Annotated in this window: 12 protein-coding genes; 4 read left to right on the forward strand and 8 right to left on the reverse strand. The window is 57.5% G+C overall.

Features of this window, described 5'->3' with window-relative positions:
• Both VNM72_11760 and VNM72_11765 read right to left on the reverse strand, forming a co-directional pair.
• A partial coding sequence (locus VNM72_11760) for a DUF4922 domain-containing protein (GenBank protein HXF06074.1) occupies positions 1-609 on the reverse strand: 609 nt, incomplete at its 3' end.
• A 219-nt stretch (positions 610-828) separates the two neighbouring features.
• Positions 829-1236 (reverse strand): cupin domain-containing protein, encoded by a 408-nt coding sequence (locus tag VNM72_11765; protein HXF06075.1) that lies wholly within the window; start codon positions 1234-1236, stop codon positions 829-831.
• Between the two features lie 359 nt (positions 1237-1595).
• On the opposite strand from VNM72_11765, the gene VNM72_11770 reads away from it, so the two are divergent.
• Positions 1596-2537, forward strand: a complete 942-nt coding sequence (locus VNM72_11770; protein HXF06076.1) for an LLM class F420-dependent oxidoreductase — start codon at positions 1596-1598, stop codon at positions 2535-2537.
• 105 nt (positions 2538-2642) lie between these two features.
• Here the strand turns inward: VNM72_11770 and VNM72_11775 are convergent, their stop codons facing one another.
• The gene (locus VNM72_11775) at positions 2643-3377 is read right to left on the reverse strand and encodes a hypothetical protein (GenBank protein ID HXF06077.1); all 735 of its coding nucleotides are present in this window, start codon (positions 3375-3377) and stop codon (positions 2643-2645) included.
• A gap of 153 nt (positions 3378-3530) precedes the next feature.
• Positions 3531-5753, reverse strand: coding sequence for an ATP-dependent Clp protease ATP-binding subunit (locus VNM72_11780; GenBank protein HXF06078.1), 2223 nt, complete (start codon positions 5751-5753; stop codon positions 3531-3533).
• A 258-nt stretch (positions 5754-6011) separates the two neighbouring features.
• Between VNM72_11780 and VNM72_11785 the strand changes: the two genes are divergently transcribed.
• Genes VNM72_11785 through folP form a run of 3 tightly spaced genes read left to right on the forward strand, consistent with a single transcriptional unit; the run spans position 6012 to position 8369 of the window.
• Entirely contained in the window at positions 6012-6368 is a 357-nt protein-coding gene (locus VNM72_11785) for a hypothetical protein (protein ID HXF06079.1), read from the forward strand.
• 11 nt (positions 6369-6379) lie between these two features.
• Positions 6380-7474: an AIR synthase family protein gene (locus VNM72_11790; protein ID HXF06080.1), complete on the forward strand. Its 1095-nt coding sequence runs from the start codon at positions 6380-6382 to the stop codon at positions 7472-7474.
• A 19-nt stretch (positions 7475-7493) separates the two neighbouring features.
• Positions 7494-8369: a dihydropteroate synthase gene (gene folP, locus VNM72_11795; protein HXF06081.1), complete on the forward strand. Its 876-nt coding sequence runs from the start codon at positions 7494-7496 to the stop codon at positions 8367-8369.
• A 1639-nt stretch (positions 8370-10008) separates the two neighbouring features.
• On the opposite strand, the gene VNM72_11800 is transcribed toward folP, so the two are convergent.
• From VNM72_11800 to VNM72_11815, 4 genes are all read right to left on the reverse strand, one after another.
• Complete coding sequence (locus tag VNM72_11800) at positions 10009-11382, reverse strand: FG-GAP and VCBS repeat-containing protein (GenBank protein HXF06082.1); 1374 nt, start codon at positions 11380-11382, stop codon at positions 10009-10011.
• Positions 11383-11635: 253 nt separating this feature from the next.
• Entirely contained in the window at positions 11636-13012 is a 1377-nt protein-coding gene (locus tag VNM72_11805) for an FG-GAP-like repeat-containing protein (protein HXF06083.1), read from the reverse strand.
• A 111-nt stretch (positions 13013-13123) separates the two neighbouring features.
• A complete protein-coding gene (locus VNM72_11810; protein ID HXF06084.1) occupies positions 13124-13456 on the reverse strand; it encodes a 4a-hydroxytetrahydrobiopterin dehydratase in 333 nt (110 codons plus the stop codon).
• Between the two features lie 2 nt (positions 13457-13458).
• A partial coding sequence (locus VNM72_11815) for an amino acid--tRNA ligase-related protein (GenBank protein HXF06085.1) occupies positions 13459-14212 on the reverse strand: 754 nt, incomplete at its 5' end.

The raw sequence follows: 14212 nt of genomic DNA on the forward strand, positions 1-14212 counted from the left end.
GGCGGTCCTGTCGCCAGCAATCTTCGTATCGTAAGGACCACCGAGATGCTCCTCAATCGGTAATTTCCCCCGACGCGCGGCCTGGAAATGGAGATGATCGGGGGCCGACGCCCCGCATTTCGCTCCGTTGTAGAGCACAAAGTAATCGGGGGCGAGATCATGGGCGAGGTCAAGAAGGACGTGAAAAACTCCAGCCAGAGCCTGGGGTCGGTGATCTCGGTGAACGATCGTCAGATGACCCGACAGGATGGGGAAGGGATTGCAGAGGATGACGAACTCCTCACCGTAAGGCAGGCCCTTTTCTTCCGGTGGCAGCCCCTCGGGGCAGAGAAAACACTGGCGCTGCCTTATTGCCCTGTCGTCAACGGCAGCAGTCGTGCTCGTGAGACGGCGTGGATTGTGCTGGGCGACGAGGCGAATCCCATCGAGAGCAAGCTCCTTGACCTGAACGCGCGACAGCCCTTCAACTCCTTCTTTGAGGAGAGGCCAGGATTGTTGCTGGTGAGCCATCAAGACGTCCAGCAAAGCGGGCCACCCCGAAGCGCTTAACCGCTCCGTTTCAGTTAAAGTGAGAAGTCGCTCATTCCACACAACGTCTGGGAATGTCACCACGGATGGAGGCAAATCAACACGGATCCTCTCTCCGCCCTGTGTCCATCTGTTCTCGCCGGTAGTGAGATCATCGTGGATTCTGGGCGGGAATCTGCGCTCCATGAACAGGTCCTCCGAAAACGTCGCGCGGGCTTTCTTGCGGAGCAAGCTCCAGGGCGTGCGCACGGTCGCAGGCGGGAAATCCGCGCTCCTTCAGTCGCAACGGGAGAGTCCGCGCTATGTTTCCTTCGTTGCCTCACATTCATTCGGGAACGCCTCATAGGGCTGGCTCACAGTGCGCAAGTAGTCATCGGTTCCCGCCAGCCAGTCCTCGCGCGGGGGCGAAAAGACGTCGAGATCGAGCGTGTCTTCGAGCGCCACCGCTTCGTGAGGCACGTTGGATGGAATGTGAAGCACTTCACCTGCCCGAACGATAATCTCCTGTCCCTCCACGAAAAATTTCAGTGCCCCTTCGAGGATGTATGTGATCTGCTCGTGAACATGTTGATGTTGAGGAACATGACACCCACGTTTGAGAAACACCTGGGTGATCATGAGCCGTTCGCCCCAAATCATCCTCCGGTGGAGCCACTGATTGACCGGCTCCTTCGGAATATCCTCCCAGCGATAATGCGTGACCGGCATAGTGATCCTCCCCTGTTCCGAGTCGGAGAAAGGTTCTTCGTTTTTCTCCGTTATGCTGACATCTGCCAACGATCAGTTTCTCTCACAAGCACCAAAGCGTATCAGATGCAGAATGAAATAAGCAACGACCAAAAGCTCTCCGACGATCCTGCTGATTCTGCCGAAAGTGTTGGGAACTGCGGGCTCTCGAGCCATTCTGTGAGAAGCCGACGCTCCGTTACCCGGAGGGCTGCTCGCGGTCTCCTGATTCGTTCTCTCATATTCGATCCGAGATGATGTTTGACTCTCTCAGAAGGCACTCCTTAAAATTCGTCGTTGCGGTATCTCGAGAGCGGAAGCAATAAGGGGAGGAACACATCATGGCCACACGACCCATTCGATTTGGCGTGCAAACGTGGACTCAGAGGGTGACCTGGGCTGAACTGAAAGAGACATGGAAGCTCATTGATGCGCTCGGTTATGACACGGCCTGGACGTGGGATCACTTCTATCCGATCAGTGGAGATGTTTCTGATCCGTGCCTCGAAGGATGGATCACGGTGACGGCATTGGCGGCCGAGACATCGCGGGTGAAGGTCGGGGTGCTCGTCACGGGCAATACCTATCGGCATCCCGCCGTGCTGGCGAAAATGGCGACGACGCTCGATCACACAAGTGGCGGTCGGTTGATTCTCGGGTTGGGGGCGGCCTGGTATGAGCTGGAGCATCGAGCCTACGGGATTCCCTTTTATACAGCGGCGGAGCGAATTCGCCGGCTGGGCGAAGCCTCAGAGATCATCCAGCGCTTGTGGACGGAGAAGCGAGTCACATTTCACGGGCAGTACTATGAGTTGCTCGATGCCTATTGCGAGCCCAAGCCTCTTCAAACGCCGCACCCGCCTTTGCTCATCGGCGGCGCTGGAGAGAAGCTCACGCTTGGTGTTGTCGCCCGTCATGCGGATATCTGGAATACATTTGGTTCGCCGGAAACGTTCCGCCGGAAGATCGCGATTCTCGCCGAGCATTGCCAGCGAGTGGGACGAAACCTGAGCGATATTGAAATTTGCTGGGCTGGAACAGGGTTGATCACTCATTCGAATGAGGAGAAACGCACCCTTCTTGAATCCCTCGCTTCACTCTGGGGTAGCCGACCGGAAGAGATCGAACCCGGCACCTTAATCGGCTCGGTGGACCAGGTCGTCGAACGCATCGGGCGCTTGATCGAGGTGGGAGTGACTCATTTCATCGTGACCGCTCGTTCGCCGTTCAATCACCGATTCCTGGAAGTTTTTGCCCAGAGGGTGATTCCGCAGTTTCGGTAAAGGACATCGTATTCTGAAACGCAAACCCCCTTTCTCGAAGTCGCGGAAAGATAGCACCATTGCGACTGTGCGCAAGCTGGAAAGGGGCCGCTGCAGGTCCGGAGGTTATTTAATCCTGTCGGGGCTTATCGGTTTGTCAAAGAGTTTCGGATCAATGGCGGCATTGAACTGGATGGATTCAATACTGATGCGGGCGACGTGGGTATCTCCCTTGAAATGATCAATCCGCAGCGGGGCCTTGATGCCATCGAAGTCCTGAAAGAGGTAAAAACGGTCCTCTTCTTGTCCGTAGGCGACTTTCACCGGAAGCCGGGTTTGAGGATCGAAGTAGACGGCGACCTGTTCCCGCGTACCGTCCTCCAGGAAGAAGGTGATCTCCACTCCCACGCCCCGTTGTCGAAACCACAGTTCCTGATCGCCCAGATACCGGAGTTTTGTTCCCGGCGTGCGCCAGCTTCCCCGCATGATGGTATCAATATTGCGCCGGAGACCGCGTAAAAACTGGGCGATTTCCTCCTCCTTTTGATCTCGCAGATTGCGGGATTCTCCATCGTAAATCCAGCCGCGCGATCCCACATTGGTTTGGATGAACCGATCTTTTCCTTTGCCGTACTCCGTGCGCTCGCGGTCGGGATAGACGATGTAATCAATGAAGGGAACGAAGGCTTGAAGGCCGCCGCGCTCGTCGAACCGCGAATACAGGCCGCGTGTGATGACCGACTTCACGCTCAGATATTTTTCTCCGCCGAGGGCCTGGGTTGCGGCCTCGAGCAGTTCGCGGGCGCGAGTCTCACTATCACTCGCGGGATTCTGACCCACCACCGGCAGGGACAGACACACGGACAGGCAAACGATACCCGCGATCTTTCCGAGCGTGATTGATCCGGGAGCGTTAGGGCGGTGTGTAGGGCGAGACGTCTGGATGTGAAACTCACGGGTGTGACTTCGCGCGGACATATTCCCTTCAGGAAACTGGATGAAGAGGCGCGTTCGTTAAACCATTGCCTGATGGCCACAGGTAACGGTGATCTGCTCGCCGAGAACGTCCACGAGGAAATGATCACCTTCTTTCCACATCTGGGTGATGGGGAGTTTCACCTGCTCATCAATCGTTCGTTTGAGGAACCGGGCGCCAAACTGCAAGCTGTAGCCGAGATCAACTAACCGGTCCAGCGCCGCCTCGGTCACCGTCAGCGACTTGAAGCTCCGCGCCATCTGATTCTGAATCTTTTCCAGATACATCTGGGCAATCCGGCGCACCTCCTCGCGGGTCAGCGGGGAGAAGACAATGATCTCATCAATCCGGTTGCGGAATTCGGGGGAGAAGTGCTCCTCGGCGGCTTTCAGAATCTCGTTCTTGATCTGCTGAAGCGTGTCTTTATTCTGCGGCGCGAATCCGAGCGGATGGAGGTACTTTTTGTAGCGGTCGCCTCCCAGATTTGACGTCATGATGACAATGGCATCCGAGAGATAGACCTTCTTCCCCCGACCATCGGTGATCCACCCTTCGTCAAAGGCCTGGAGAAAGAGATGCGTCAGGAAGAGAGAGGCCTTTTCGACTTCATCAATGAGAAGCACGGTGAAGGGATTGTCGCGGAGGGCTTCGGTGAGGATACCGCCGCGTTCGCTACCGACGATGCCTCGGGGCATACCGATGAGTTTCTCGATGCCAATGGTTCCATCCTGGTACTCGGAGCAGTCAATGCGGATCATCTTATTTTCGTCGCCAAACATGAATTCAGCGACTGCTTTGGCCAGCTCGGTCTTCCCCACGCCGGTCGGGCCGAGGAAGAGGAGGACCCCATCGGGACGATAGAAATTTTCCTTGAGCGGACCCTTATTCAAGCGCAATCGGCGAGCGACAGCACGAATGGCCTCCTCCTGTCCCACGACGCGACGAGCCAGGGCCGCTTCCATGTCCTTGAAGCGGTCGGTCGTGTCGCGGAAGATCATGTCCATGGGGATGCGAGCGTCCTGAGAGATCACCTCGATGACGTGCTCCGGGCGCACGATGAGCGTTTCCGGCTGGCGAATCTCCACTTTCACGGCGGCTGTGTCGAGCCAGCCGATGACTTTATCCGGCAGGTGGAGACCGCGGAGGTAGCGAGGAGCCATCTCCAGGGCGGTTTCAATGGCTTCGTCCGAGATCGTCACCGAGTAGTTTCGTTCCAGGCGGGGTTTCACTCCCATCAAGATTCGTCGCGTCTCATCGAGGCTGGGCTCCTCGATGCGCACGACGCGGAAGCGACGGGCGAGCGCTTCATCCTCGGCAATGTATTCTTTGTATTCGGTCGCGGTGGTCGCTCCAATAATCCGAATTTCGCCGCGGGCGAGGGCTCCTTTGAAAATGTTGGCTGCATCGTTGGACACGCCCAGAGCAGCTCCCGCGCCGATGATCGTGTGGGCTTCATCAATGAAGAGGATGATGTTCTCCCGCTCCCGAACTTCGTTAATGATGCCGTGAAGCCGCTCTTCGAACATGCCCCGCAACATCGTTCCGGCCACCACGCCGGACATCTGCAGAGCCACGATGTGGGCATTGCGCAACCGGGGCGGGACTTTCTCCGGCTGGTGCTCGATGAGGCGTGCCAATCCTTCAACGACGGCCGTCTTGCCGACGCCGGAATCGCCGATGAGCATCACCGAATTGGCTCGCTCCCGGTGGCAGAGAATCTCCATCACCTGCTGGAGTTCCTTCTCCCGGCCAATGAGCGGGGGCAAACGGTCTTCGCGCGCCAGGCGATTGAGACTGACACCGAAGTGCTTCAAGTAGGGCGGCAATTCATAGCGGCGGCGGTACCGCTCCTCGCGTTCTTCGCGCGAGCGGACGCGGGTAGCGATCTTTTGCAGGACCACATCGGGATCGGCCCCCAACCGGCGCATCACCTCGACCGGGATTCCCTCCCGATCCTGAAAGACGGCGACAAACAGGTCGGAGGCATCAATCTCATTCCGTCCCATTTGCCGGGCGCGTTCCAGGGCCAGCCGCAGGACATTGCGCCCCGACGGGGAAAGCCTCATGCCCCGTCCGGTGAACTGGCGGGCCACCGACAGCTCTTCGTTGAGCGCCCGGATCACCGTTTGGGGATCAATGTTGAGGCTTTGCATAACCTCGTTAAAGAGATGGCGCTCGACGTCAATCAGGGCCGCCAGGATATGTTCGGAAGCGATAAAATTGTGGTCGCGATGGCGGGACTCTTCAATGGCCCGCGTCATGACGCGCCGCCCGCTCTCTGTGAATTTATCTTGATATTGGCCCAGGTCAATCATAGGTGTCCACGCGATGGAGAATTATACACAGGGCATCTGCCCGGCTCAAGCGGGGCTCCATCGCCCCCTCTCCCGCACGGTTGTTTCTGCCGCTCGTTCATGATCATCGCTCCAGTTGATAGTATGAGGAAGCTCGTGAGAAATTTCAATGGCGAGACTTGACGACATCCGCCCAGCCGATCAAAATCTGGCCTGTCACGGGTAATGACGCCTATCGCTATGTCGGGCAATCTGCGCAGAACCAAAAAACCGCCGCCCCCCGACCCGATCATCGGCTTACCCTTTTATGACCCCACCGAGTTCGAGAAACAGCTCCAGCATGCCGATGATGAAATTGAATTCTCCAGCTATCAGGAATGGCTGGCGGCACACAACCAGATCAAGGAACAACTGACGAAGCTCGGCTTGAGGGTTGTGGATGTGCCGATCAACGCCGATGAAATGCACCGGTATTTCCAGGAGCACGGATTACGGAATGATGCGGCCAACCGCAGTCAGTACGTCGCGCGAAAGCTCTTTGCCGAGCGCAACCCGAACAAGAGGTCAGCGAATTTGCCGTGACGGATATCCGCGTGACAGCGAAACGCTTTCTCCCGGTCGGCAAACTTCCCCTCGCTTTACTGAACGAACAGATTGGCCGCATCCGCAGGGCTGATGACCGCGTGGTCCTCGGCCCACGAATTGGCGAAGACGCCGCCCTCATTGATTTCGGCGACCGATTTCTCGTCGCCAAAACTGACCCCATCACGTTCGCTACGGATCGCATCGGCTGGTATGCTGTGCATATCACTGCCAATGATGTGGCTGTGATGGGAGCACAGCCCCGGTGGTTTCTGGCGGCGCTGCTGCTGCCCGAAGGCAGGACGGATGCGGATTTGGTGGCGGCGATTTTCGCTGACATTGCCGCGGCCGGTGAGCAGCTCGGCGTGACGCTCATCGGAGGGCACACGGAAATCACCGCTGGTCTCGATCGTCCTATCATCGTCGGTCAAATGCTCGCGGAGGTGGAGAAAGCACGAGCCGTCAGCAAAGACCAGGCTCGCGTGGGAGATTGGATTTTGCTCACCAAGGGGGTGGCCATCGAGGGGACAGCCGTCCTGGCGCGAGAAAGAGATGCATCGTTAGCCCAACGAGTGGACGCTTCGATTCTGGAGCGGGCGAAAGCCTATCTGGTGAATCCAGGCATCAGCGTGGTTGCAGATGCGCTCACGGCCTGTTCGGTCGCGCGGGTTCATGCAATGCACGACCCGACAGAAGGCGGCATTCTGGGTGGATTGTGGGAACTGGCTGCGGCGGCCTCTCTGGGAATGCATGTCGTTGCTGAGCGCATTCCCGTGCTTCCAGAGACACGCATCCTCTGTCAAGCCCTCGGACTCGATCCTCTGCGACTGATTGCCTCGGGCGCATTGTTGATCGTCGCCCCACCCGCCGAGTGTGACAGGATCATCGCAGCCCTGTCCGAACGGGGGACGCCCGTTTCCATCATCGGCGAGATGAAAGATCCCGCCTACGGGACGAAAATCGAGACCAACGGTCATATCGAACCCTTCGATCCTCCCGAGCGAGATGAAATTGCTCGACTCTTCGACTCTGAGCAGCCGAGAGACCCTCGGGCATCGGAAGCCAGGGGGGTGAGTGCAGACCGCGATGATCTGAAGCAGATGTAATGCCGGCGAGGCCTTAGCAATGTGGCGGAAACACTATCGGTGGTCGTTGCCCCATCGGACGCTCGCACTGGGAGAGCGGACGCTGATTATGGGGGTGCTCAACGTGACCCCCGACTCATTTTCCGATGGAGGCGAGTTCTTCTCTCCAGATCGAGCCATCGCGCGGGCTCTGGAAATCGAAGCCGAAGGAGCGGATATCCTCGACATCGGCGGCGAATCCACCCGTCCTGGAGCGCGGTTCATCTCCGCCGAAGAAGAATTGGAGCGGGTGATGCCCGTGATCCGATCAGTCGCGGGTCGAATTCACATCCCCATCTCCATTGACACGACCAAAGAGGTCGTCGCACGTGCAGCCCTGGATGCCGGAGCCGAAATCATCAACGATATTAGCGGTCTCACCTTCGATCCCCGGCTGGCCGATCTGGCCGCCGCGTCGGGTGCCGGACTGGTCATCATGCATACGCGAGGAACGCCCGACATCATGCAGCAGCTTGAGCCCAGTCCGGACATCTTTGCGGAGATCGAAGACCGTTTCCAGCAGGGCATTGAAGCGGCCCTTCGTTCAGGAGTGAAGCGAGACCAGCTCATCCTTGATCCTGGGATCGGATTCGGGAAAACGCTGGAAGATAATCTCGCCATTCTGAACAATCTGGATCGGTTCAGCCGCTTCGATTTGCCATTGCTCGTCGGGCCGTCGCGGAAGTCCTTCATCGGGCGACTGACGGGGAAGGAGCCTCGAGAGAGAGTCTTCGGAACTGCTGCTGCCGTCACAGCGGCGATCTTTCGCGGAGCACACATTGTTCGGGTTCACGATGTCGCGGCCATGTTCGATGTTGTTCGTGTGGCCGATGCTATCCTCCAATCTGCCTCAGTGGCTGCGGCCGAAGGACAGTGAGGAGGTCCGGGGATCTTTTCATACTGAACGGGCCGGAAAACGCACACGGGCTGAATTTCCATTCGGTACCCCCGTTGGCACCCCGGTGACGTAAAGACGATGTGAATGTGAGGGTTCGATCAAGGCCTGATGGGTGTTAAGTACGGGCGGGGTGCGTTGGACGCCCGGTGGGTGGATTGGTAAAGGAGGATGGGGCATTGAGGAGGAGCCCGCCCGTACGAACCCGAATCTCATGAGGTCCTGAAAAAATGACGGCTGGTGAGAGAAAGACGGAGGAGGGATGGGGTGAAGGTTTTGACCTGGGGCACACGAGAGTTGCTACCTGAGCTGAGTGGTTAGAGCCGGAAGGTAGAGGAAGTAACGCCTGCCCGAGGAGGGGATGAGGAAGCGCTCCGCCTTCTCCCTCACCAGCAAGAGTCAGGAGGGTGGTGATAGATGTTTGCACGGTCCCGGATGGCTTATGATGAAGACAAAAACCCCCAGCCTGTGGGAAAAAGAGTTGGTCCTGCCAGAATGCACCTCCTGTCGCACGAATACGAGCGGGCAAAGGATGAAGGTCGCGCGCGGGAGCAGGCACCATGAGCGGCAACAGTCGCTCGGGCGAGAAAGTCATCAGCAGCATTCGATCCACTCGCACATCGTCAACCGCCTGCGCCGGGGCTGGAACACGATCTTGAGTTCCGGCAGGACCAATCTTGTGAAGGAGGGTTGAGCAAAACCGTCTCAGGCCGGGGACAATCAACCCGGTCGTGCCACGAGAGCTTTGTGTGATGCCGTTGGGTGGAAAATGCCGCAGCTCAGCCTGGTGGGATGGGGAGCTGGCCCCAGGGAACGCGAGTTGGCGCCCTCTGCTGAGAATTGGAGCGTCGTCACGGTTAGAGTCGTCCACAGTCGCTCGAACGTGGTAGTGTCTCTGAAGGGAGCGTGTCGGGGTCGTTCTGAGCGGGGCTTTGTCAGCAGTGTACTGTTCCACACGAGCTGTCGCTTTCAGCACGAACACGAGCTTGGATGACCAACCCTGCCCATTCCCGGGCTGAGCTACGGCCTTCCCTGAACTGACCGCCGATGCAAGGGACGGTATCAGGACGCGGCTCTGAGCTGTGACGTTCATATTAATCATGTTCCCTCGCATCGCCTGCTTCATCATTTAACCTTCAACGTACAGACCTCTCCCCAACGGGCCGAATTCCACAGTCTGAACCTATATTGTCAGCCTTCTGCCTACGACCCCAACAAAGGTGAGCCCGATCTATTCTCCGCTTTGGCTCGCCTTTGTCTGCTCGTCTGAATGACGGCCACTCTTATACTACGAGTCGCCCGAAATGTCAAGAAAAAAAATTCAAGTAATTTCTTAAGTCAGCCAAACTAAGACATAGCGAAAATTGAACTAATTGACTTCAATTCGGCCCGATCCTCTAACTCTCACCGCATCTTTAGGTTAACCGACTCAAGGTACAGAGGCCCTGCCTCGGTGTCGAGTAATTGTGGAAAAGTTGTGGACCGCCTGGGTTACCCTTTTGGGTCGGCTGAGCGCATCCAGATGGCAATCGGGCAGTCAGGACGAGCTTATCCCAGTGCCTGGATCTTATTGAAATTTAGTCATTTGATAGCCAATCTTGAACTTTGAAAATGATACGCCTTAGCTCGTTTTTTGACGGAAAATATAGACCTGTCCTGCCCCGATATTGGCCCGAATCGTCATCCCGGGGGCGCTGATGATGAGGTCGGGCAGCGAGTCCTTATTGATGTCGGCGATGGCTAGTTGCGCCCCGAAAAGCCCGTTGTTCTGTGGGGTTGGTGGAAGCAGGATCATCGGCGTCTGGCCGAAGCTGAACCCTTGGGCCGACAACAGGCCGGTGAGGATAAGCACCCGACCCGCTTTTTCCTGGTTGGATACCATGCTATCGCTTTCGGAAGCGACAAGGTCAACGATGCCATCGCTGGTCAAGTCTGCGAGGGCAAAGGCCGATCCGAAGCGGGCGTTTGATTGAGGCTGCGGGTTCTGAATTATCAGAGGAGGACGTGAGCTGGGGAAAGGACCAAAGAGAACATAGATCCGTCCGGCTTCCGGAAGATTTGACACGTTAGCTTGAGGGGCACCAACGACGATATCGAGGGCGCCATCCTGATCAAGGTCAATCGTGGCCAGCGGGCCGCCAAATCCCTGGTTTTCACCGGTGGGGTCTGGGTTTGACAGAATCACCGGAGTCCGGTTGAAAAGCCCGGACGCACTGCCCAGATAAATGTACACTGCTCCGAGGGTGTTATTGGCCACCGACGCAGCCACGATCAGGTCGGTCTTCCCGTCGGCGTTGACATCTGCAGCGGCTACCGGAGATCCGAAAAAAGAGAGGAGTTCCGGACCGGAGAGCGTAAAATCAATGCGCCGGCCAAAACTTCTCCCGCCAAAAAAAATCTGGACTTGATCTTCGCCCGGGATTCCCACAATCAGGTCATCAATTCGGTCGCCGTTGACATCCGCCACTGCCAGGGACTCGCCGAAAAACGCGATGGGAATAAACTCATCAACCGGCGGGTGGCTGATCGTAACATCCGCGCGCGAGTTGAAATTCGGACCGCCCCAATAGACGAAGACCTGTCCGTCGGCCCTGACCGTCCCCGATTCCTCATCCACGTCGCCATCGGGAGCAGCCACAATCAGGTCCGTTCGTCCATCTCCGTTGAAATCTCCGGCGGCCAGCGTTGCACCAAAACCAATTTCGGGTTTTCCCATGATGGTCAGATCAGGGGTTGAGTCAAATGTCGTTTCTCCGTAGAAGAGAGTTACTCGTCCCTCGGTGTTCGAGACGGCGAGATCGAGCGATCCTCGGGCGTTAAAATCACCGATGGCGAGCGCACGTCCAAACATGGCGTTCGATTGAGGGGTCTTCTCGGCCAAAACCAAGGGGGGATCGAGCGATTGCCCCACCATCATCAGAGGATGGATCATGAGCGTGGTAATAAGAGGAATCACGAGAAGAAGAGCGCGGCTCTGTCGCGGATGTTTCCTCATAATGACCTCCGGTGGGCAAGGAATAGGGGGAAGCCTCTATCCTCGGCCGTTATGATATTGCCGTACATCGGCCCTCCTTCGTCTTCGTTCAGCCAAGTGCAGAATGGGGATTCTGTCGGATAACTCCCGCGCAACGAACACTGCGAGAAGCCAAGCCTCAGGGCGGAGGATATCTCCGGTTTGCGGTCCTGCTTGTCTGTCACATGTGCTTTGGTCGGCATCCCGGACAGCGCCACTACTGAGCGCGGGTGGCCTACGTCCCCTGTGCGCGAAAGAGGTAAGCGACGCCAGCGTAAGTTCGACCTGAGCGACTCATTCCCGGAGCTGTAGCCACAAGCTCCAATGCATTGGCGGTGTCGGCAACCAGGTTGGCTAGCGCCAGAGCGAATCCAAACTGTCCGTCCTCCACGGCAGTGGGCGGTTCAATAATCGAGGAAGGGTTTGTGGACGTTCCACCGAGAAAGATGTAAACGCGGCCTGCGCTCGCGCGACTGCGGGCAAATTCTCCAGGAGCGCCCACCAGAATATCGGGCGTGCCATCACGGTTGACGTCACCAACGGCCAGGGATATCCCGAACTGGGAATTTGCCCGGGCAGTGGCTTGTTGGAATGTCATGGCGGGGGATGCGGGGAACCCCGGTGAGCTGGTCAGGAAGACGTGGACCTTCCCGGCTCCGAGCATCCGGTTGACTGTGGCAGCGGGGGCTCCGATGATGAGATCGCTTCTCATATCCCCGTCGAGGTCGGCGGCGGCCAGGCTCAAGCCAAACTCCTGGTTCCGTTCGGCAGTGTCGGGATTTGTGATGACGAGGTCGGGATTGCGCGCAATGGTCTGTCCCCCAAAGTAGACGAAGACCCGCCCGATATCGGCGCGGCCATCGGCGTTGGCCATCGGGGAGCTCGCGATGATGTCGCCGGTTCCATCCCCGTTGACATCACCGACGGCTACCATAGTTCCGAAGTCAGGGGCATCTGGCGGGCTCTGGAGCGAGAGTGTGTTTGTTCCGAACCGCGTGCTTCCCCTGACGCCAGAGAAAATGACGACGGCGCTTCGCTCTGGCGCACCTACTATCAGGTCGGTGAGGCCGTCGCCATTGACGTCTCCAACGGCGAGTGAAAACCCGAAGAGCCCGAGATCATCACCCTGAGCGGGATCCATCAGTTGGAGATCCGGCTGGGCATTGAAGGTGCTCCCGCCAAACTCGACGAAAACTTTTCCCACGAAAAAAGGAAAGTCTTCAATTTCGACAATGAGAGCCCCAATGGCTAAATCCGTTTTGCCATCGCTGTTGAAATCGCCTGATGCAAGGCTCACACCGAACTGGCTTCCTTCAGGACCGGTGATGGTCAGTGCGGAGTTCACGGCCAGCGAGTTTTCACCGAAGAAGACGGTCACACGATCAATAAAGTTGGACACAGCCAGGTCGAGCGCTCCCCGCCCGTTGAAGTCGCCCACGGCAATGGCCTGCCCGAAGGCGGCATCCGACGTGATTTGTCTCTCGGTGAGAATGGTTGGAGACGACGTATTGAACTGAGCGGAAACTGATCCGACGAGATTGACAGCGAGCCAGGCTGAGAGGACAAATCGGTGGAGGGGGGACTTAAACGGCTGTCGCATCGTTGTGGACATGATTCCCTCCGAAGCAAAAAGCCTGTCCGCAGGGTCCGGCATGAAACCTGACCCTCATCATTTTTGCCGGGTGATTTCTACTCCTTTTTTCGCCTCCTGGCAAGTGCCGCCCTAGATTCCGGCAGCGAGCCGATCAATTTTGGCCGCCAGGATGAAGTCGTTTTCCGTCAGTCCGCCTGCCGCGTGAGTCGTCAACTGCAAGCGCACGCGCCGATAGTTGATCGTGATGTCGGGGTGGTGATCTTCTTGTTCAGCGATTTCCGCTACGTGATTGACGAAGGCGATTGCCTCGGGAAACGAAGGGAATCGAAACTCGCGCCGGATCTTTGATCCTTCGAGCTGCCACTCGGGGGATATCTGCGACAGGTACGACGCGACCTCCGTTTGTGACAGCGGAGGCGTGCCGCTCCGGCAGGGTTGGCATTTTTTCTCGGCCAGCGACATGGCTACCTCTCCGGTCTCATGTGGGGGAAGAGGATGACGTCACGGATTGACTTCTGGTTGGTCAGCAGCATGACCAATCGGTCAATACCAATCCCTTCCCCGGCGGTTGGTGGCATCCCGTAGCCGAGGGCCCGGATGTAATCTTCATCCATGACCATCGCTTCCTCGTCGCCACGGTCGCGCAGTTTCATCTGCTCTTCGAATCGCCGCCGCTGTTCCGCCGGGTCGTTGAGTTCGCAGAACGCGTTGGCGATCTCCAACCCACCGATGTACAACTCGAATCGGTGAGCGAGAGTGGGATCGGTATCGCTTTGTTTCGAGAGCGGGCTCATCTCCGTCGGATAGTCGGTGATGAATGTCGGCTGGATCAGGTGCTCTTCGGCGACGTGCTCGAAGAGTTTCCCCAAGCACTGACCCCAGTTCCATCGGGGATCAACACGGCCTCCGGTGAGCTGCAGAAGCTGTGCGACTTTACTCCGTTCGTTCAAATCTTCCGCTGACGGTCGCGTATCGGGATGGGGCCAGAAGCGGAGAATAGCTTCCCTGAGCGTCATGCGTCGCCACGGACGGGTGAAGTCAATTTCTCGACCGTCATAGGTGATGGTGAGCGAGCCAGTGATCTTTTGCACAAGATCGGTCAGCAGCTCCTCGGTCAGCTCCATGAGATCGGCGTAATCGTCATAGGCGGTGTAAAACTCCAGCATGGTGAATTCGGGATTATGGCGGGTGGAAAGCCCCTCGTTCCGAAAATTACGG

This window comes from Blastocatellia bacterium (genome assembly GCA_035573895.1).
Taxonomy (GTDB): Bacteria; Acidobacteriota; Blastocatellia; order HR10; family HR10; genus DATLZR01.

Excerpts from the sequence above, each read along its gene's own strand:
- folP (HXF06081.1), top strand. The coding sequence starts at position 7,494 with ATGTGGCGGAAACACTATCGGTGGTCGTTGCCCCATCGGACGCTCGCA.
- VNM72_11785 (HXF06079.1), top strand. The coding sequence starts at position 6,012 with ATGACGCCTATCGCTATGTCGGGCAATCTGCGCAGAACCAAAAAACCG.
- VNM72_11810 (HXF06084.1), bottom strand. The coding sequence starts at position 13,456 with ATGTCGCTGGCCGAGAAAAAATGCCAACCCTGCCGGAGCGGCACGCCT.
- VNM72_11805 (HXF06083.1), bottom strand. The coding sequence starts at position 13,012 with ATGTCCACAACGATGCGACAGCCGTTTAAGTCCCCCCTCCACCGATTT.
- VNM72_11765 (HXF06075.1), bottom strand. The coding sequence starts at position 1,236 with ATGCCGGTCACGCATTATCGCTGGGAGGATATTCCGAAGGAGCCGGTC.
- VNM72_11800 (HXF06082.1), bottom strand. The coding sequence starts at position 11,382 with ATGAGGAAACATCCGCGACAGAGCCGCGCTCTTCTTCTCGTGATTCCT.
- VNM72_11770 (HXF06076.1), top strand. The coding sequence starts at position 1,596 with ATGGCCACACGACCCATTCGATTTGGCGTGCAAACGTGGACTCAGAGG.
- VNM72_11780 (HXF06078.1), bottom strand. The coding sequence starts at position 5,753 with ATGACGCGGGCCATTGAAGAGTCCCGCCATCGCGACCACAATTTTATC.